The 20213-nt window shown below is 45.4% G+C and carries 21 protein-coding genes; 1 reads left to right on the top strand and 20 read right to left on the bottom strand.

Features of this window, described 5'->3' with window-relative positions:
* Positions 1–48: 48 nt before the first annotated feature.
* The 14 genes from lipA to leuS all read right to left on the bottom strand — a co-directional run bounded on the left by lipA (position 49) and on the right by leuS (position 14148).
* Positions 49–1014 (bottom strand): lipoyl synthase, encoded by a 966-nt coding sequence (gene lipA / locus L2744_RS01685; RefSeq protein ID WP_248990417.1) that lies wholly within the window; start codon positions 1012–1014, stop codon positions 49–51.
* Complete coding sequence (lipB, locus tag L2744_RS01680) at positions 1011–1664, bottom strand: lipoyl(octanoyl) transferase LipB (protein WP_248990416.1); 654 nt, start codon at positions 1662–1664, stop codon at positions 1011–1013. Before lipB ends, lipA begins: the two co-directional genes overlap by 4 nt.
* A 93-nt stretch (positions 1665–1757) precedes the next feature.
* Positions 1758–2024: a DUF493 family protein YbeD gene (gene ybeD, locus L2744_RS01675; protein ID WP_248990415.1), complete on the bottom strand. Its 267-nt coding sequence runs from the start codon at positions 2022–2024 to the stop codon at positions 1758–1760.
* A 164-nt stretch (positions 2025–2188) separates the two neighbouring features.
* Positions 2189–3364 (bottom strand): serine hydrolase, encoded by a 1176-nt coding sequence (locus L2744_RS01670; protein ID WP_248990414.1) that lies wholly within the window; start codon positions 3362–3364, stop codon positions 2189–2191.
* Between the two features lie 145 nt (positions 3365–3509).
* Positions 3510–4355, bottom strand: a complete 846-nt coding sequence (locus L2744_RS01665; protein ID WP_248990413.1) for a septal ring lytic transglycosylase RlpA family protein — start codon at positions 4353–4355, stop codon at positions 3510–3512.
* The gene (mltB, locus tag L2744_RS01660; protein WP_248990412.1) at positions 4339–5400 is read right to left on the bottom strand and encodes a lytic murein transglycosylase B; all 1062 of its coding nucleotides are present in this window, start codon (positions 5398–5400) and stop codon (positions 4339–4341) included. Before mltB ends, L2744_RS01665 begins: the two co-directional genes overlap by 17 nt.
* A 16-nt stretch (positions 5401–5416) precedes the next feature.
* The gene (rodA, locus tag L2744_RS01655; protein WP_248990411.1) at positions 5417–6523 is read right to left on the bottom strand and encodes a rod shape-determining protein RodA; all 1107 of its coding nucleotides are present in this window, start codon (positions 6521–6523) and stop codon (positions 5417–5419) included.
* Positions 6520–8376, bottom strand: coding sequence for a penicillin-binding protein 2 (mrdA, locus tag L2744_RS01650; protein WP_248990410.1), 1857 nt, complete (start codon positions 8374–8376; stop codon positions 6520–6522). Before mrdA ends, rodA begins: the two co-directional genes overlap by 4 nt.
* A gap of 61 nt (positions 8377–8437) precedes the next feature.
* The gene (rlmH, locus tag L2744_RS01645) at positions 8438–8908 is read right to left on the bottom strand and encodes a 23S rRNA (pseudouridine(1915)-N(3))-methyltransferase RlmH (RefSeq protein WP_248990409.1); all 471 of its coding nucleotides are present in this window, start codon (positions 8906–8908) and stop codon (positions 8438–8440) included.
* Positions 8908–9237, bottom strand: coding sequence for a ribosome silencing factor (rsfS, locus tag L2744_RS01640; protein WP_248990408.1), 330 nt, complete (start codon positions 9235–9237; stop codon positions 8908–8910). Before rsfS ends, rlmH begins: the two co-directional genes overlap by 1 nt.
* A gap of 106 nt (positions 9238–9343) precedes the next feature.
* Positions 9344–9991 (bottom strand): nicotinate-nucleotide adenylyltransferase, encoded by a 648-nt coding sequence (gene nadD, locus L2744_RS01635; RefSeq protein ID WP_248990407.1) that lies wholly within the window; start codon positions 9989–9991, stop codon positions 9344–9346.
* Between the two features lie 13 nt (positions 9992–10004).
* A complete protein-coding gene (gene holA, locus L2744_RS01630) occupies positions 10005–11036 on the bottom strand; it encodes a DNA polymerase III subunit delta (RefSeq protein ID WP_248990406.1) in 1032 nt (343 codons plus the stop codon).
* A 17-nt stretch (positions 11037–11053) separates the two neighbouring features.
* Complete coding sequence (locus tag L2744_RS01625; protein ID WP_248990405.1) at positions 11054–11548, bottom strand: LPS-assembly lipoprotein LptE; 495 nt, start codon at positions 11546–11548, stop codon at positions 11054–11056.
* 20 nt (positions 11549–11568) lie between these two features.
* Positions 11569–14148, bottom strand: coding sequence for a leucine--tRNA ligase (leuS, locus tag L2744_RS01620; RefSeq protein ID WP_248990404.1), 2580 nt, complete (start codon positions 14146–14148; stop codon positions 11569–11571).
* Between the two features lie 122 nt (positions 14149–14270).
* Here leuS and L2744_RS01615 point away from each other — a divergent pair, with 122 nt between their 5' ends.
* The gene (locus L2744_RS01615; protein WP_248990403.1) at positions 14271–14771 is read left to right on the top strand and encodes a zinc ribbon-containing protein; all 501 of its coding nucleotides are present in this window, start codon (positions 14271–14273) and stop codon (positions 14769–14771) included.
* A 100-nt stretch (positions 14772–14871) separates the two neighbouring features.
* Here the strand turns inward: L2744_RS01615 and L2744_RS01610 are convergent, their stop codons facing one another.
* The 6 genes from L2744_RS01610 to L2744_RS01585 form a co-directional block, all read right to left on the bottom strand.
* A complete protein-coding gene (locus tag L2744_RS01610; protein WP_248990402.1) occupies positions 14872–15531 on the bottom strand; it encodes a class I SAM-dependent methyltransferase in 660 nt (219 codons plus the stop codon).
* A gap of 188 nt (positions 15532–15719) precedes the next feature.
* The gene (locus L2744_RS01605) at positions 15720–16223 is read right to left on the bottom strand and encodes a type II secretion system protein (protein ID WP_248990401.1); all 504 of its coding nucleotides are present in this window, start codon (positions 16221–16223) and stop codon (positions 15720–15722) included.
* A gap of 10 nt (positions 16224–16233) precedes the next feature.
* The gene (gene lnt, locus L2744_RS01600) at positions 16234–17790 is read right to left on the bottom strand and encodes an apolipoprotein N-acyltransferase (protein WP_248990400.1); all 1557 of its coding nucleotides are present in this window, start codon (positions 17788–17790) and stop codon (positions 16234–16236) included.
* Positions 17791–17796: 6 nt separating this feature from the next.
* Positions 17797–18672: a CNNM family magnesium/cobalt transport protein CorC gene (corC, locus tag L2744_RS01595; protein WP_248990399.1), complete on the bottom strand. Its 876-nt coding sequence runs from the start codon at positions 18670–18672 to the stop codon at positions 17797–17799.
* 40 nt (positions 18673–18712) lie between these two features.
* The gene (ybeY, locus tag L2744_RS01590) at positions 18713–19174 is read right to left on the bottom strand and encodes an rRNA maturation RNase YbeY (protein WP_248990398.1); all 462 of its coding nucleotides are present in this window, start codon (positions 19172–19174) and stop codon (positions 18713–18715) included.
* Positions 19164–20213 (bottom strand): PhoH family protein, encoded by a 1050-nt coding sequence (locus L2744_RS01585; protein ID WP_248990397.1) that lies wholly within the window; start codon positions 20211–20213, stop codon positions 19164–19166. The genes ybeY and L2744_RS01585 overlap by 11 nt, the downstream gene beginning before the upstream one ends.

The raw sequence follows: 20213 nt of genomic DNA, 5'->3' as shown, positions 1-20213 counted from the left end.
ACAGCGCAATGGCGCTGTTTTTTATACAAGATCATATTAAACAATAGCTTATTTAACTTCTTTACCCTGAGCTTGTAGATCTGCATGGTAGCTTGAACGCACCAGTGGGCCACAGGCTGCATGGGTAAAGCCTAACTCATCGGCAAGGGCTTTAAGCTCGGCAAACTCTGCGGGTGGCACATAACGCTCAACGGGTAAGTGGAACTTAGAAGGTTGTAGGTACTGGCCTAGGGTCAGCATTTCAACTTTATGTTCGCGTAAGTCGCGCAGTACTTGAGCGATCTCCTCGTTGGTTTCACCTAGTCCCATCATCAGGCCTGATTTAGTCGGCACATTTGGATGACGTTCTTTAAAGCGTTTTAGCAATTCGAGTGACCACTGGTAGTTAGCACCGGGTCTCGCTTTGCGATAATGCATTGGTGCCGTTTCTAAGTTGTGGTTAAACACATCCGGTGGTTCGGTCGCTAAAATATCTAGGGCTGCATCGATACGACCACGGAAATCAGGCACTAAGGTTTCAATTTTGATTTCTGGATTAAGTTTGCGGATCTCACGAATACAATCGGCAAAATGCTGGGCGCCGCCATCGCGTAAATCATCACGATCAACCGAGGTAATAACCACGTATTTAAGCTTCATATCGCGGATAGTTTGTGCCAATTTAACCGGCTCTTCGGCATCAGGTTTTAAAGGGCGGCCATGGGCAACATCACAGAATGGGCAGCGGCGAGTACAAATTGCCCCTAAAATCATAAAGGTTGCAGTGCCGTGGTTAAAGCATTCAGCGAGGTTAGGGCAGGATGCCTCCTCGCACACTGAATGTAAGCCATTGCTACGTAGCGCTTGTTTAATATCTAAGATACGTTGATTCGACGCGGGTAGTTTTACCCGTAACCAATCGGGTTTACGTAGCATGGTATCGCGCTCGGAGGGCACAATTTTTACCGGAATACGGGATACTTTATCGGCATCCCTTAATTTGACTCCGGGTTGTAAACGTTCTGGCCTATTCATGACGCTGCTAATCCTTGATGATGAACTAGATGTTGATAGCCCAATAATTGGCTAAAAGTAATAGTGAGTTGTTCGCCTGCTTCTGTCACGGTTTGTGGTCCGCCAAGCGCTTTGCATTGTACCATTTCAAGACCGACATAACCGCAAGGGTTGATACGGCGAAATGGCGCGAGATCCATATCCACATTTAAGGCTAATCCATGGAATGAACAACCTTTACGGATGCGTAATCCAAGGGAGGCTATTTTGCATTCATTTACATATACGCCCGGTGCATCGGCCTTAGCGTAGGCTTGGATATCATACTTGGCGAGCATATCTATGATGCTTTGCTCTATATGAGTAACGAGTTGACGTACGCCGACTTTACTACGTTTGATATCGAGAAGAGGATAAACCACTAATTGCCCTGGGCCGTGATATGTCACTTGACCACCGCGATCCACCTGAATAACGGGGATATCGCCAGCATTTAAGATATGTTCACTCTTACCTGCTTGGCCTTGGGTAAACACGGGTGGGTGTTCTACTATCCACAGCTCGTCTGGGCTCTCACTGTTACGCGTGTCAGTGTAATGCTGCATGGCATGCCAAACTGATCCGTAATCTTGTTTTCCCAGGTGTCGGATATGCAAAGTCGTGTCTTGCAAGGGCAACCTCTCCCCTTAAAATTGAGTGGCGTCATTATACGCCTCTTGACCATAAATGTAAGATAGATCACATTTTATAGCCATGAGGAACACTTATAGCACGCGGCGAACGCCTTCGATAGCGGCAAGTTCGGTATACAAAGTTTCAATATGATCTTTACTGGTGACAGTGACGCGAATAGTGATCGAGTAATAGCTACCTTTGCTCGATGCCTTGGTTGTGGGGGCATAATCACCTGGCGCGTGCTTTTGAACGACAGCGACGACTCTATCTGTTAAAGCTTCATGGGCCTCACCTACGACTTTGAATGGGAATGCGCAGGGAAAATCCATCAGTTCATCAAATTTGGTGTCTAACATAATCAGTGCTCTTAATCTGTAATGGGGGATATACCCAAACAACCTGAAGATGCAGGATTCAGGTTGTTTGGGTATATATGGTGGCGATTATAACCGATTCAAGGGGGATGCACTCCCCAAAAAAACAAAGCCACCTTAAGGTGGCTTTGTTCTTCTGGTTCGGTTTAACTAAACCAACCAGAAAACAGTTGCTTAAAGTAATCAACTAATTTGCTAAACCAGCTACCCTCATTCACTTCTTCTAAGGTTACTAACGGGTATTGGGCTATGTCTTTTCCATCTAATTGGAAAAATAGTCGGCCTACAGTTTCACCTTTTTTCAGTGGTGCATCTAATTGTTTAGTTAGCTCAAAATTGGCTTTTAAGTCTTTTGCGCGGCCCCGGTTGACTGTGATAGGTGTATCAGTCGCAACCCCTAAATCGACAGTGCTTTTATCGCCGTACCAAATTTGTTGGGTTGTAAAGCTATCGCCAGCTTTGTAAGGTGTGATCGTTTCAAAGAAACGGAAACCATAGGTCAGCAGCTTTTTACTTTCGGCTTTACGGGCGGCTTCACTTTGCGTGCCCATTACCACAGAGATCAAGCGCATACCATCTTTGGTCGCTGAAGCCACTAAGTTATAGCCCGCTCCAGAGGTGTGGCCCGTTTTTATGCCATCCACATTCATGCTGTTATCCCACAATAAACCATTACGGTTATATTGTTTGATCCCGTTGAAAGTATAAAATTTTTCACTGTATACACGGTATTCTTCAGGCACGTCACGGATAAGTGCAGCCCCTAACAATGCCATATCATAGGCAGTCGTTTTATGGTTATCGGAATCTAAACCGTGGGAGTTTTCAAAGTAGCTATCACGCATGCCGAGTTGTTTCGTCCATGAGTTCATCATGTCAACGAAAGCACCTTCGGTTCCTGCGATATGCTCAGCCATAGCAACACAGGCATCGTTGCCTGACTGGATGATAATACCTCGGTTTAAATCAGCAACTTTAACGGTTTTGCCGACTTCGATGAACATCTTAGAGGAGTCAGGGAAGTTTTTAGACCAAGCATTCTTAGTAATAGTGACATCATCTTCGGGGGATACATTGCCCGCTTTAATTTCTTGGCCAATGACATAACTGGTCATCATCTTAGTTAAACTGGCGGGATTAAGGCTCTCATAGGCATTGCTTTCAGCAATAATTTGGCCAGAATAATAATCCATCAAGACGTAAGCCTTGGCGGCAACGGTTGGTGCATCAGGTGTAACAGTAGGCTGCGCAGCATAAACAGGGAGAGAGGCACTAGAAATTAGCAGCAATGTTTTAATGGGACTTTTTACAAAATTCATCATTAACTTGGCACGTCTTTTGGTTGTATTGAATGAAAAGGGCTAAATAGCTTCGCGAGTATACCACCCTTCGACAGGGGTTTTTAGTGAAGGTTCCTTCATTTGTGGTATTTTTCAGTTAAATCTACATCTTAGCGTTATGAGTTTATTACTCATGAATCATGTAGCTTTCAGGGTATCCATTTTGCTTCATTTTGTTAAGCATCATATCGGCGAGTTCAGCTTGGCCGATGGGACCGAGTTGTAGTCTAAACATATTATTTGCGGGTTGTACACGGGTCTTAACTTGGTATTTTCGCTCAAGTTCTTTTGCTATTTTACTGAGTTTAGCGCGATCTTTAGAGGCGACTAACTGAATATAGTGATTGCCTGTGTCGTTAATGCTGGCAATGGCTGAACTTGTCCCTGCAATGCTACCGATATAAATCACCTCGAGTTTAATGCGAGCTGTACCTGTGGCAAGCATGCCGAGTTTATAGGCTGCCGCATAGGAGACATCCAGAATACGCTCCGAGTGAAACGGGCCGCGATCGTTAATGCGAATAACCACTTGTTTATTGTTTTCTAAGTTAGTGATCCTCGCATAACTTGGCAGAGGTAAGGTTTTATGTGCCCCTGACATTGAGTACATGTCGTAGGGTTCGCCATTCGATGTCTCATAACCGTGAAATTTTTCGCCATACCAAGAGGCTTTACCCGTTTCGGTAAAGCCTTGACCCGTATTCATCACTCTGTATGACTCACCATAAACCGTATAGGGTTTATTCCCCCTGCGGCTGTAGGGTTCATACTTGGGCGTTGCATTTGGCACGTGATCCACATCAGGTGGATTGAGTGGCATTTTGTCGTTTTTTAGCGAATAGCGGCCCTTATTCGGGTCCATATTTTTCTTGCTTGCACTCGTGCTCGCTTTATCTGGGGTCGAAGAGCAAGCTGCAAGCATGAAACATATGAGCAAAGCTAAAAGCAGTGAAAGGTTATTTTTTAGAGGCATGCTGTTCTTTTAATTGTTGGCTAAATTGATAAACGGCCATGGAATATAAAGGGCTGCGATTATAACGAGTGATGACATAAAAGTTATTAAGCCCAAGCCAGTAGTCAGTTTTATCTGCTTGTTTGAGCTCAATCAGTAAGGCTTTTTGAGATACGTCTAAGTCTGTTGCATCGGTCAATACTAAGGTCGGACTCAAAATGTCTGCCACTGTATAGCTAAGCTTTTCACCCGCCCATACCTTAGCTTTAGGTGCCGATTTACTATTGTTTAATGGCAAGGCGACAGGAGCATTCACCTGCCAACCATGTTCGTGGAAATAATTAGCGACGCTACCAATGGCATCCTCAGGACTTTTTAATAGATCACGATTGCCGCTTTTATCAAAATCGACGGCGTAATGGCGATAGCTAGAGGGGATAAATTGGCCGTAGCCCATAGCACCAGCGTAAGAACCTTTCAGTGTACTGATATCTAAATGTTCTTCTTTTACCAGCTTCATCAATTCACCCAATTCTTTACGGAAAAAGGTTGCTCTTGGTGGGTAGTGGAAACCCAAAGTATAAAGCGCATCAATAACCGGATAGTTGCCCGTGTACTGACCATAGAAGGTTTCAATGCCAATAATGGCAACGATAATCTGTGGTTCGACTTGGTATTTAGCTGCTGCTTTGGCAATCGTGGCTTCGTGTTTTTTCCAGAAGGCGAGCCCCGCTTCTAAGCGTTTTTCGGTTAAGAAAATAGGATAATATTGGTCCCAAGGTTTCGCTTCCCAGGGGCGAGTTATTGCATCGATGACCGCTTGGTTATAGTTTGCTTTATTAAGAAAGGCGATAGTTTCTTCGCGAGTAAATCCTTGCTGCATCTGAGTTTGAATAAATTCTTCCTGCAACGCCTCTGGAAGTGTTGGCGTTGGAGCACTGACGGCTTCAATTGCTTGTTCGCCAGCGGGAGTTTGTACTGTGTCACTCGGGGTTGTACATGCAATAAGGCATGAACTTAAACAAAGTAAACCCACTGGAGCTAAATAAGCTCGAAGAATAAGCATGAAAAAGTCCCTAAAATTATCTATCGACAAAACGTCTGTGGGTATGAATGCTCATTAGAATGCCAAACCCTGTCATCAATGTCAGCATTGAGGTGCCACCATAACTTATCAAGGGGAGAGGTACACCTACTACAGGCAGAATACCTGAAACCATGCCGATATTCACAAAAACATAAACAAAGAAAGTCAATGTGATACTACCAGCGAGCAATCTTGCAAAACTGGTTTGAGCACGGGATGCGATGACTAATCCACGACCAATAATGTAGAGATACATGATGAGGAGCATAATACTGCCAACTAAACCAAACTCTTCACCTATTACCGCAAAGATAAAGTCGGTATGACGCTCGGGGATAAATTCAAGCTGAGATTGAGTGCCATCAAGCCAGCCTTTGCCCCAGGTTCCTCCTGAACCAATGGCAATTTTTGATTGAATAATATGGTAACCCGCACCAAGCGGATCTTGCTCTGGGTCGAGCAACGTGAGTACTCGAGTCCGTTGGTAGTCGTGCATCAAAAAGTACCAAAGGATAGGCAAAAAGGCCAAGATAGCGGCGATAAAGGTGCCCACAATAGCCCAACTCATACCCGATAAAAACAATACAAATATACCTGAAGCTGCAACCAGAATGGATGTGCCAAGATCGGGTTGTTTTGCGATAAGCAGCGTCGGCACGAGCAAAATCACTCCAGCTCCCGCCAAGTAGCGTTTTTTGGGGGGAAGCGGAAACTTACTAATATACCAAGCCATAGTGATGGGGAAGGCGAGTTTTATGAGCTCAGAGGGCTGAAACTCCATAAAACCTAAGTTCAACCAGCGTTGTGCACCTTTGTTAATTTCCCCGAAAAAATGTACTCCGAGGAGCAAAACAATCCCAGCTAAATAAATGGGCAAGGCCCAGCGCTTGAGCGCCTCAGGATTAATTTGCGCCATGGTAAACATAATCACAAGCGATAACACCATCCGAAATAACTGGCGCTCCATCATGCCTAGATCTTCACCACTGGCTGAATAGATAACAAACAGTCCAAAGCCCATTACTGCGAACAAACCGAGTAATAGGGGGAGGTCTATATGCAGACGTTGCCAGATATTTTGACGTTCTGTATGGGCACTCATGGTGTTGGTTTCCAAGTGTCTCTAAGCATGTATTCATCCAGCATGGCACGGGCAACTGGACCTGCGTTTGCACCACCCCAACCGGCGTTTTCCATGACCACTGCGAGTACGATTTTAGGATCTTCAAAGGGCGCGTAGGCAATAACTAGCGCATTATCACGGAAATGTTCTGCGATTTTATCTGCATCGTATTTTGTATTTTCTGCCACGCCAATAACCTGAGCCGTTCCTGTTTTCATTGCCGCCGAATAGGTTGCATCGGTAAAGCGAGATTTATGTGCGGTTTGGCGCATCGCTTCGTTGATGATATTCCAGTTTCGGGGATTCTTAAGCTCTATTGGGGGGAACTCATTAATAGGATTGTCAATTTTTGCCGTATTATCCTTCATGGATCTCAGTAAATGCGGCTGAAAGCGACGTCCTTTATTAGCTAAAATGGCAGTGGCATTGGCCAGTTGTAATGGGGTTGCCGTCCAATAACCTTGACCGATCCCAACTGAAATGGTGTCACCTATATACCAAGCTTGATTGTACTTTAAGCGTTTCCAATCCTTGGAAGGCATATTGCCTGCAGATTCTTCAAAAATATCTATTCCAGTATTTTGACCAAATCCAAAGGGTTCCATAAAGCGAGCAATAGCGTCGACACCCACTTTATAAGCTAACTCATAAAAGTAAGTGTCACAGGACTCTACAATCGCACTATAAACGTTAACCCATCCATGACCCCAACGTTTCCAATCGCGATATTTACGTTCTACACCGGGAATTTGCCAAAATCCGGGGTCCCAAATTCGAGTGTGTTCGGTAACGGCTTTTTCATCCAATCCGAGTAGGGCAATCATAGGCTTAATCGTTGATGCGGGCGAGTACTGCCCTTGGGTTGCCCTGTTGATCAAAGGGCGAGATTTATCATTGAGTAACCCACTGTAATCTTTGCTGTTAATACCTTGAACAAATTGGTTTGGATCGTAACTAGGGCTAGATACTAAGGCGAGAATACCGCCATCTCTCGGATCTATCGCTACAATTGACCCCTTATGTCCTTGAAGTAATTCCACAGCCTTTTGCTGCAGTTTTAGATCTATGGTTAGATATATATCCTGCCCCGGTTCTGGCGGCACAATTTTTAAGGTACGGATAGTGCGGCCACGGTTGTTCACTTCTTCTTCGAGGTGACCCGGAATGCCATGTAGTAGTGATTCATAAAATTTTTCAATGCCTTGCTTACCCATATCTTTGGTAGCAGCATAATTTTTCCATAGATCGCTGCGTTCTAACTGGGCGCGATCTCGGGTATTAATCTTACCCACATAACCTAGCACATGGGTTAGTTGACTATTGTAGGGATAGTTACGTTTTAACCCTGCTTCGACTGAAATACCGGGAAATTTGTGTTGGTTGACACTGAAAATCGCCACTTGTTCTTCAGTAAGCTGATTTTTAAGTGTGAGTGGTTTAAAGCGTCGGTGAAACTTTAGCGCTTCGGTAAAGCTTTCTCGCTCGTCTTCGCTGATCTCAATAAGTTTGCCGAGTTCATCTAAGGTTTCGGACATTTTTGAGATCTTTTCGGGGATAAGGTCGAGGGAATAAAAGGGTTGGTTTTCGGCTAGGAGTACACCGTTTCTGTCGTAAATTAAGCCACGGCTAGGTGCGATAGGGACAACACGAATGCGGTTATCGTTAGAGCGGGTTTCATAATCCTTGTAGGATTCAACCTGTAGGTGATAAAGATTTGTTACCAATACACTTAATAGGGCGACCACACAGCAAAAAGTGAATAGCGCACGGCGCTTAAAGAGTGACGCCTCGGCGGCGTGATCATGCATTGTTATCCGCTTTTTTGGCGACACTTATGCTATCTCCGGCTGATCCCATGACGGGTGGTTGACACTCGTTAACATCAAGATCCCACTATTCTCTGTGGTAAGGGTGATTCGTGTTTACGCTCCACGCGCGGTATAAACTTTCTGCAACCACAATCCGCACGAGGGGATGGGGTAGCGTTAATGCCGAGAGGCACCAACTTTGATGGGCAGCTTCTTTGCACGCTGGCGCTAAACCTTCGGGCCCACCCACGAGCAAACTTACATCACGGCCGTCGAGTTGCCATTTACTTAGCGCAGTTGCAAGTTCTGGCGTCGTCCAGTTTTTACCGGGTAGATCTAAGCTAACAATATGGTTGCCTTTGGGAATAGCAGCCAACATTTGTTCGCCTTCCTTTTGCAGGATCCGAACGATATCAGCATTTTTCCCCCGCTTTCCGGCGGGTATTTCGATAAGCTCCAGCGCCATATCACGGGGAAAGCGGCGCTGGTATTCTTCGAAACCACGGGTAACCCAATCGGGCATCCGTGTTCCAACGGCGATGAGTTGCAACTTCATCAGGCTTGCTTTTCTGACCAGAGCTTTTCGAGCTGGTAGAAATCACGGGTTTGATCTTGCATGACGTGCAGGATCACATCCCCCATATCTACAAGTACCCATTCGCTGCTGTCACGGCCTTCAACACCAAGGGGTGGGATGCCTGCTGCTTTGGCTTCAACGACTAGGTTTTCCGCGATTGCTTTAACATGAGTCTTTGATGTGCCTGAGCAAATTACCATGTAATCGGTAATGTTAGATTGCTTGCTAACATCAATAACAACTACATCTCTGGCTTTTAGGTCGTCGATCTTGTCGACTACAAACTGTTTTAATTCCGCGCTCTGCACGCTGACTTACCTCATTAATTTTAAATAGCGCGGTAGTATATCAGTGTTAGGCCACGGAATACATTGGATCGGCTGCCCTGTTTGCGATATCTGGAGAGATAATTTACTAAGGCAAATAAAGTTGTTGTTTTTGAATGTAATTCAAGGTCACAGGCATAAGTGTATTCGTCGGAATTTTTCCTATGGCTAACGCTGAACGTATTTGGGTGGATGAGATATCCTGGGGTGTAATATCGACGGTGAAAATACGGCCATGGATGGGGCTATGCTGTGGATTAGCATTTTTGAGTGTATCCATTGCCGCGCTTCTTGCCATGAGTACCTGCTGCATAGGGTGCTCGTTTGCTAAGTGCCAGCCAGGGCGCTGGCATAATACAAGATTGGTAAACGCAAAAATTTGCTGCCATTTATGCCAGCTTTGTAGATGGATAAATGAGTCCATTCCCATAATAAAAAACAGTTCAGCATCCGGATATTGCGCACTGAGTTGTTCAAGGGTGACAACCGTATAGGAGGGGGTATCCCGGTTGGCTTCGATATCACACAGCTCGAATCCCTCTAACTCTGCACATACATCGGCCACCATTTTGAGACGCTGCGCCGTGGATAAATTGGGCTGATGTTTATGGGGCGGGATATGGTTGGGCATTAGCAGGACTTTATCTAAGCCTAGCGCCTCTTTCACCTCTATTGCTGGGCGAATATGGCCGTAATGTATGGGGTCGAAGGTGCCGCCTAAAATACCAATACGCATATCAACTCTTTGCTTAATCCAAGGTTATATGAGCCAAATGTTGATGGGCTTTAGGGTCAAATAAAAGACAAAGATGGCTAAGTCCTGTCCAATCTTCCTTACCCTGTTGCTTTAAATTAAGCTCAATCTTGGAGGCAAACACTAGCATATGCTCGATTTGCTCTAATGTTAGTCGTTGTAAAGCCGCTTGGTACAAGGGTTTACGCTTATCCCAAATACGATATTTACCCCACAGAGTATTCAGGGCTACGCCTTGAACTTGTTCATTCTTTAGGTTGAGTAGCAGGTTTAATTCTTTGAATAATGTCCATAGCAAGATGGGTAGGGCAGTACCCTCACCATTAAGCTGCGCTAACATATGCTGCGCACTTTGTTGCTTATTGGTCAGTAGTGCATCACTGAGCTGAAACACGGTAAAGCGGGACTGATCTTCAAAGTAGTGGTTTAGCTCATCTGCACTAACGGGTTTGGTCGGGCTTAACAGTTGCAATAGTTGCATGGCTTGATCGGCTGCGAGTAAGTTGCCTTCATACAGTGAATACAGCATAGCGCGGGCATCATTTTGCAGTTGCAGCTTAAAGTGTTGAAGACGCGAGTCGAGCCAGCGCATAAACTGATCACCCTCAGGCGTCGCGCAGGGGATATACATGCCATGGGTATCGAGAGCCTTAAACCATTTACTGTTAGTTTGCTCATTGGCGAGTTTTGGCCCCTCGATAATCAACAACATATCGGGGTTGGGTATCTGCAGTAGTGATTGCAGTGCACTAGAACCTTCGGCGCCAGGTTTGGCATTCGGGAGCGTGAGTTCGATAAGACGTTTACTGGAAAACAGGCTCATGGCGTGCCATTCCTGAGTCAAGTCGTTCCAATTAAAGCTAGTATCTTGAATGAGTTGAACTTTCTCATCGAAGCCTTGGCGTTTCGCAAATTGGCGTATTTGATCCTTAGTTGTTTCGATTAACCAAGGATCATCACCAAAAATCAGGTAACAAGGTAATAATTGATTGAGGTGGCGGGAAAGTTGATCCGGATAGACCCGCATTTAATTGTCGTTCCGCATTAATTCACCTCAATACTCGCCATCGATTGTAAAATACGATCGGCGGCTTGAACGCGCATTTCTTTGACCAGAAGTTCCATTTCACGACTTTTAGCCAATGCGGTACGGGGATCGTCTAAGTAGTCGCGGCGAATTTCAATTTTGAAGGGTTGCGCCTCTTTACCCGGTAAGGCAACGGCAAACTCTACAAGGTAAATCAACTCGTACTCAGCCACATTCCCTGTGGAATAAAGCGATAGTGTCGAGCGCTCTAGCGAGTCTGTCATTAATCTCAAAACGGGAATATCATTTGCAGCATCAACCACTTTGACGTTGTTCAAGCGTAAACGCTCACGAACTAAGCGGGTGAGTTCGCTGTATTCATCCGAGCTAGTCAAACTTAATTGACTGAGCACGTCTGGGATCTGATAACTTCGTTGAAGCTTAAAACCGCAACCAGCACTGGCCATAATGGTCAGTGCCATGATTGCGAAGCATATGCGTTTGATTAGCATAAGTTTTCGCGGTTTCCTATTTAATTTGCCACTATGCTGAGTAGTTTGCCCGGAACATAGATCACTTTACGCACGGTTAAACCTTCTAAGTATTTGATCACATGCTCATCATTCATACCTAGGGCTTCAACTGAGTCTTTATCCGCATCGGCGGCGACGGTGATTTTTGCACGAACTTTACCGTTAACTTGTACAACGATAAGCTTGCTGTCTTCAACCAGTGCTGCTTCATCAACGGTGGGCCATTGGCTGTCTTCGATGTAGCCTGCATTACCTAATTCGTTCCACAGGTTAAAGCTCACATGGGGAATAATTGGGTACAGCAAACGTACTACCGCAGATAAGGCTTCACCGATAATGGCGTTGTCTTGGCCTGTGGTTTGTGGCGCTTTTTGCAGGTGATTCATCAGCTCCATCACGGCGGCAACCGCAGTGTTGAACATCTGACGGCGGCCGATATCGTCGGTCACTTTAGCGATAGTCTTGTGCACCTCACGGCGTAGCGCTTTTTGCTCGCTTGTTAACTTGCTAACGTCTAAGGCTTCGCTATTATCTTGGGCAATATGCTCGCTTGCTAACTTCCACAGACGTTTAATGAAGCGGTGTGCGCCTTCAACGCCTGACTCTTGCCATTCCAGGGTTAATTCTGGTGGTGAGGCAAACATCATAAATAGGCGAACCGTATCGGCGCCGTATTTTTCAACCATCACCTGCGGGTCGATACCATTGTTTTTCGACTTAGACATCTTGCTCATGCCGGTATACACCAGCTCGTTGCCGTCTTTGTCGATAGCCTTAGTAATACGGCCCTTGTCGTCTTTTTCTGTGGTGGCTACATCTAAAGGAGAAACCCATACACGGGCGCCTTTTTCGTTGATGTAGTAGAAGGCATCGGCCAACACCATACCTTGGGTCAGCAATTGTTTGGCTGGCTCGTTAGAGTTAACCAGACCCGCATCACGCAGCAATTTATGGAAGAAGCGGAAATATAACAAATGCATACAAGCGTGTTCGATACCGCCAATGTATTGATCCACTGGTAGCCAGTAGTTGGCTTTAGCGGGATCTAACATTTCGTCCGCATGCGGGCTGCAGTAACGGGCGTAATACCAAGAGGATTCCATAAAAGTATCGAAGGTATCGGTTTCGCGCAGTGCATCTTGACCGTTGACTTGGGTTTTCGCCCATTCTTTATCGGCCTTGATTGGGCTTTGAATACCGTCCATCACCACATCTTCTGGCAGTAATACTGGCAGTTGATCTGCAGGTGTTGGGATCACTGTACCGTCGGCTAAGGTCACCATAGGGATTGGTGCACCCCAGTAACGCTGACGAGAAACACCCCAATCGCGCAGGCGATAGTTAACTTGGCGCTTGCCTTTACCTTCGGCGACTAACTTGTTAGCTATGGCATTAAAGCCCGTTTCGAAGTCTAAACCGTCGAACTCACCCGAGTTAAACAGTACGCCTTTTTCGGTATAAGCGGCTTCGCTAATGTCCACTTCGGCGTCAACTGGCTTGATTACAGCTTCAATCGACAAAGCGTATTTTTTCGCAAATTCAAAGTCACGTTGGTCATGGGCTGGAACTGACATCACAGCGCCAGTGCCATAGTTCATCAGCACAAAGTTCGCCGCCCAAATCGGGACTTGCTTGCCAGTGATGGGATGAATGGCGAAAAGACCCGTAGCGACACCGCGTTTTTCCATGGTCGCGAGTTCGGCTTCCGATGTTGTGCTGTTTTTGCACTCATCAATAAATTGAGCCAGCTCAGGATTGGTTTGCGCGGCGATTTCAGCTAATGGATGACCTGCGGCAATCGCCACATAGGTCACGCCCATTAAGGTATCTGGACGCGTGGTATAGATATCGAAAGTTTTATCGCTTCCTGCGACGCCGAAGGTCATTTCTACACCTTCGCTGCGACCAATCCAGTTGCGTTGCATGGTTTTGACCTGTTCAGGCCAGCCATCTAAGGTATCGATATCGTTCAATAATTCTTCTGCATAGGCAGTGATCTTAATAAACCACTGTGGAATTTCTTTTTGTTCCACAGGGGTATCACAGCGCCAGCAGCAACCGTCTTGTACTTGCTCGTTTGCCAGTACGGTTTCATCGTTCGGACACCAGTTGACCGAAGCTGTTTTTTTATAGACTAGGCCCTTCTCGTACAACTTAGTGAAGAACCATTGTTCCCAGCGATAATATTCTGGGGTACAAGTGGCGATTTCACGGCTCCAATCATAACCAAAACCCAGTAGTTTCAGCTGGTTCTTCATGTACTCTATGTTTTCATAGGTCCACGGCGCAGGCGCTGTCTTGTTGTTAATTGCGGCATTTTCTGCAGGCAGACCAAAAGAGTCCCAACCAATTGGTTGAAGCACATTTTTGCCCTGAAGACGCTGGAAGCGCGCAACGACGTCACCTATGGTATAGTTGCGAACGTGTCCCATGTGGAGTCGGCCAGAAGGATAGGGAAACATCGAAAGGCAATAAAACTTTTCTTTGTTTGCATCTTCAGTGACTTCAAAGGTTTTGTTGTCATGCCAGTGCTTTTGCACTAAGGCTTCAATTTCTGAGGGATTATATTGCTCTTGCATCACTCTATTTCCGGCAGTGCCGCCTATTTATTTGATCTAACGCCATATCGGCGCGAATAAGATCTGCATAGAATAAACTAGAAGTGATGCATTAAAAAGGTTCCTATGAAGGAGTATTGGTTATGAATGATAGAAGTGGCGAATTACTAGGACTGTATCAAGCCTTAATTACCGAGGTGAAGTCGCAATTTGTAGAGGATAACACGCTGACTGCAAAGAATTTATTTAAATCCGTCACCCAAGGTAAGGAGTTTTTGCGTCTAAAAGAACAGGCCGGAGAAGATGAGCTTGCTTTGGTTGAACAATTTTTAAAGCGTGATATTGCCAGCTTTCTTCGAGAACAAAATGCCGATAGCCTCAGCCATAGCCCCAGTTTAATCGCCCTAGAAAATACCCTGTGGCATTGGTTAAGTGAGATTACTGACCGTAGCCAAGTGGAATGGCATGAGTTAACACAGGATTTTAAGCACCACGGTTATTACCAGAGCGGTGATATTGTTAACCAAGGCATTATGGTGTGTACCAATTGTGGGCATGAAATGAGCATAGAGTTTCCAGGGGTGATACCCGATTGCCCAGAATGTGATCATGAAGAATTTACCCGCGAGCCGCTAACACCTTAACCAAGGTGATGATGCTATGCAGTTAAAACGACGCCTTTGCGTCGTTTTTTTTGGGATTGATTAGACCTAAATTGCTCATATTTGCATTCATTAGGCAATATCAACTGTTGGTACGTGAGTAGCAGAGGATTTGACCGCCAAAGGGCGCTAATAAAAATTCAGTGTGAATGGGTTTATGTTGTGAGTGTTTGTAACCTAAGGTCACCATACGTTTACTGAATTTTGCATGATTGCCACGGCCTGGATCGACTAAAACCACATCACAAATCGGTTTAGCATGCTGTTCAATAAATTGTGATAAGAGATCGGCATGTTCTTGTTCATACAAGAGATCGCTGCCAATAATGAGGTCAAATAAACCTAAATTAGTTTGTGCATCTGCCCAACCCGTTCGAACAAACGGAATTGCACGACCGTGATTTAAATCGACATTCTGCTTAAGGAAATTCTCTGACTCGGGATGATAGTCAGTTGCTGTGATGTTGGCATGTCTGTGGTTAAGCACTAGACTTGCCAGCCCTATACCGCAGCCAACTTCAAGAATACGTTTATTATCAATTTGATAATCGGCCATATGATGGGATAACACTTGGCTCGATGGCCAAACTATGCCAAATAATGGCCAAGTTGCGGAGGAAATACCGAGCTTCTCGGCTTCACCATCTATGTCTTCAAATTCTTGATTATTTCTTAGGGTTCTGACATGAATGTCGAGATCCCCAAATTCGTGGGTTTGGTAGCGCACGCGAAGCTGTGCCATAGAGTTGCCTTGACTGTGTACCTTGGTTAAGGAACGAGGTAATGGTACCTATCATATTGGCTATGCAAACAGAGTAACTGTGATTGGTATAAGGCCGCGTCTAATCGTTAACCTTAACGTGGAACGCGCAATGCGCCTAATGTATTCGCAGACAATTGCGGGATAACAAAGATTAATTGGGCTTCACACTAACAGCCTTGGGTGTTTGTCTCATATTGCGGTGGAGTATTGGCATCACTGGCCTGGGTGTAGCGGAAATAGCATTGGTCATCATTCACTAAGGAATTGTTGTTAAGATCATAACCTATATAAGTGATATCAATACCTTGATATTGAATGATGAGCTTATCATCTGATGTGATCCATTTTTCCACATCGGTATTATCGAGGTAACCCCATTTTAGTCGCGTATCTGGAGTACCATCGCCATTGAGGTCGATATCAATAATATCATCGCGCCCAGCTACCGATTGGCTTAGCAGGCTGGGCATTTGCGTTTTTGAGTAAGCTAGCATATTGGCTGTTTTAACGCTGGCCTGCACTTGGCTTAAGGTTTGCCCCCGCGCTTCTTTACTTAAACCGATAAATTTAGGCGCGGCGATCACAGCTAAGATCCCAAGCACAATAATCACCACGACGAGTTCAATTAAGGTAAAACCTGCTGCATCTTGTTTATTGACTTGATAATGCATGGTCTAAATCCTATTGCGCTTTGAAGCGTTGTAGAAAGCCAAATAGCACGAGTAAGCCACAAAGTATTAGTAGAGGGTTTTGACCTATTTTGGCAAACCAAGTTTGTCCAGTCACCAGTGGAATGGTTGCCCGTAATACGCCAGTTTCAAACTGTGGCAATGAAGCGGTGATATTACCTAACTCATCCACTACAGCGGTAACACCATTGTTGGTTGCGCGTACTAAGGGACGACCCATTTCAACCGAGCGCATTTGGGCAATTTCCATATGCTGTAGTGGCCCGTTTGAGGTGCCAAACCAAGCATCGTTTGAAACCGTTAATAGAATATCTGTTCCTTGATTAACGCTATCCCGTAATTGCTCTGGGAAGGCAATCTCATAGCAAATGGCAGGGGCTATCTTATGACCCAAGGCGCTTAAATTAGGTTGCTGGTAATCTCCCCTAGCAAAGGATGACATAGGCAAGTTAAATAAGGGGGCAATGGGCCTAAGCAAGGCTTCTAAGGGCACAAATTCGCCAATCGGTAGCAGGTGATGTTTTTTAAATTCGTTGTTGCCATCACCTATATAATCTGGGCCGTCTTGTTGTTTTTTTGAACTATTACCTAGCACAATCAATGAATTATAAAAGTCATTGTTTTGGTGGCTGATAATCCCTGTAATAATTGAGGTGTGATTTAGATTAGCGACTTTATTGGCGTTATCTAAAAAGTCTTGCACCATAGATTCTGGTGCAGGGATGGCGGCCTCAGGCCAAACAATAATGTCAGCATCAAAATTTTCGCGGGATAAATCCATATATTTTAGTAGAGTAGGCCACAGGGCTTCGGGCTCCCACTTCATACTTTGGGGGATATTGCCTTGTACTAATGCGACTTTAACTGTTTCACCCGTAGGATGAATTTCGGAAAGTTTGGGGGCGGTCCAAGCCGCCAATGCAATAATGGGGATTAAAAGTAATAAGCTTTTAAAGCGCTTAACAAAACAAAGGGCTAAAGCACCGGCTAACATTGCGATAAGGAAACTGAGCCCTAAGGCGCCAATGATACTTGCAAGAGGTTTTAATGGACCTTGGGTTTGAGAGTAACCCGCCCAAAGCCATGGAAAACCTGTCATAACCCAACCTCTGGCCCATTCGGTTAAGGTCCAAAGGGCAGGGAAAAGAGCAAGATTACGCCAAAGTGGGGTGATTTTGCCCTGAGTCAGCCACGCAAGCGCTAAACCCGTTAGCGCGGGATACAAGGCTAAATACAAGGCTAACAAGGCCATTAAACCAACGGAGGCGATGAGCGGCATACCGCCAAAGGTATCCATGCTCACATGTACCCAGCTGATCCCTATGGCAAAGCTGCCGAAGCCGAAGCTTAACCAATAGTAAAAGCTCGCCTTTGCGCAAAGCGATTGGCTTTGCCAAAGGCCGATCGCCATGGCGATAGGATAGATAATCCAGATGGAATAAGGCGCAAATGAAAGCGCTGTACTGGCACCGAGGGCAAACGCCAGTAAGAGTCTCAAGGCGCTGGGTCGGGACTTTTGTTGGGCAAAAGCCCGAATGTTATTTAGCACGTGTAATTATTCTGTGTCTTCGCCAATATTGGGGTCGGGGAGTTTAACCCTGAGTTGGATCAAACGCCTTGTATCAGCGTTAACGACTTTAAACTCTATGCCTTCAATAGTGATGCTCTCGTTGCGCTCTGGCAGATGACCAAAGGCGTGGGATACTAGGCCACCAACGGTATCGAACTCTTCATCACTGAAATAAGTATTAAATTCTTCATTAAAATCTTCGATAGGAGTCAATGCCTTAACCATATAAACCGTATTACCGACTTTACGGATCTCGATATCTTCGGCACTGTCGTGGTCGAATTCATCTTCAATCTCACCGACAATTTCTTCAAGAATATCTTCGATTGTCACGAGTCCCGATACGCCACCGTACTCATCGACCACAATCGCCATATGATAGCGCTGTGAGCGGAATTCTTTTAACAGCACATCGACGCGTTTACTTTCAGGCACAACTACCGCCGGACGGATCACTCGATTGAGTGAGAAGGGCTCTTCACTATTGGAGAAACCGTAAGGGATCAGATCTTTAGCAAGTAAGATACCTTCGATATGGTCTTTATCTTCATTGACGACAGGAAAGCGCGAGTGGCCAGAGCCAATAACAGTTGAGAGCAATTCTTCAACAGTGTTGTCGATTTGAATCGCAACTATTTGCGCTCTTGGGATCATAATATCCCGAACACGCATATCAGAAACTTCTAATACACCTTTGATCATTTCGCGGGTGTCTTGGCTGATCAAATCGCGCTGCTCAGCACCATCAATCACATCCACTAAATCTTCACGATTTTGAGGTTCGCCCTGGAATAACTGACTTACTCTATCAAACCAGCTTCTCTTATGGGCGTTCGTACTCGGGGGGATATCGTCACTCATAGTTTTCTCATTAGCTTTTGATAGGGATTATCTTAGCTAATTATTGTTCCTTATATGGGTCAGTAAAACCTAAGCTTTCAATGAGTTGAGTCTCCAACGACTCCATCTCTTCAGCTTCTTCATCTTCAATGTGATCATACCCTAGCAGATGCAAGCAACCATGTACAACCATGTGAGCCCAGTGGGCTTCTAGGGTCTTTTGTTGTTCACAGGCTTCATTTTCAACGACTGCGGCGCAAATGACAAGATCCCCAAGCAAAGGAAGTTCAATTTCTGCTGGTGCTTCAAATGGGAATGACAGTACGTTGGTCGGTTTATCTTTGCCGCGGTAAGTACTGTTTAGCATTTGGCTTTCGCGACTATCGACAATGCGGATAGTTAATTCAGCCCTATCCATGCCGTTGCCAATCGCTGTTTTTGCCCAAAGCATAAGTTGAGCTTCTGTGGGCAGCCCGTCACTTGTCGTGGCATATTGAACATCTAAAGCTAAATCAAGACTCATGCTTTAACGCTTCCTGCTGCAGTTGTTGGTAGTGGCTTTCTTTCTGTGCTTTTAAGGCTTGCTCTTTTTGATCGAAGGCCTCGTAGGCTTCAACAATCCGTGCCACCACAGGGTGACGTACTACATCTTGGGAGACAAAAAAGTTAAAGCTGATTTCTTCGACTTGGCTTAAGACTTCAATCGCGTGGCGCAGTCCTGACTTGATGTGTTTAGGTAAGTCGGTTTGAGTGATGTCACCGGTGATTACCGCGCGGGAGTTAAAGCCGATGCGGGTGAGGAACATCTTCATTTGCTCTATGGTGGTGTTTTGGCTTTCATCGAGAATGATAAAGGCATCGTTCAAGGTACGACCGCGCATATAGGCAAGCGGCGCTACTTCAATCACGTTTTTCTCGATTAAGCGTTCCACTTTTTCAAAGCCGAGCATTTCAAACAAAGCATCATAAAGTGGGCGTAAGTAAGGATCGACTTTTTGGCTTAAATCGCCGGGTAAAAAACCGAGTTTTTCACCCGCTTCTACCGCAGGGCGAGTGAGTAAAATCCGGCGTACCTCTTGGCGCTCCAATGCATCAACCGCGGCTGCAACCGCAAGGTAGGTTTTGCCTGTGCCTGCAGGCCCAATCCCAAAGGTAATGTCATGGCGCACAATGTTTGCCACATAGGCACTTTGGTTTGGATTACGCGGTTTAATCACGCCGCGGCGGGTTTTAATCTGCAGTGCTTTATCGTCGCCGCTGTCATCCTGTTCAAGGGAAATTGCCTCTTGAATGGCAATATGGACTTGCTCTGGCTCGAGATCCGGTGTACTGCCTTTTATTGTCTGGGTTTCGATATAAAGTTGTTTAAGTAAGTTATTGGCACTTAAACAATTTCGTGGTAATCCAGTGATTTGGAAGTGATTGTTTTTCCTAACAATCTCTACACCTACACGACGTTCGATCTGCTTAATATTGTCATCGAATGGGCCGCAAAGTGATGCCAAACGGCGCGTTTCAGCGGGTTCGAGATACAAATTCATAGTAGTTAATTTACTGGACAA

Origin of the sequence: Shewanella profunda (assembly GCF_023283765.1) — a bacterium.
GTDB lineage: Bacteria > Pseudomonadota > Gammaproteobacteria > Enterobacterales > Shewanellaceae > Shewanella > Shewanella profunda.
The sequence above is the reverse complement of the archived record's forward strand: the minus strand, read 5'-3'. Positions and strand labels throughout refer to the sequence as shown.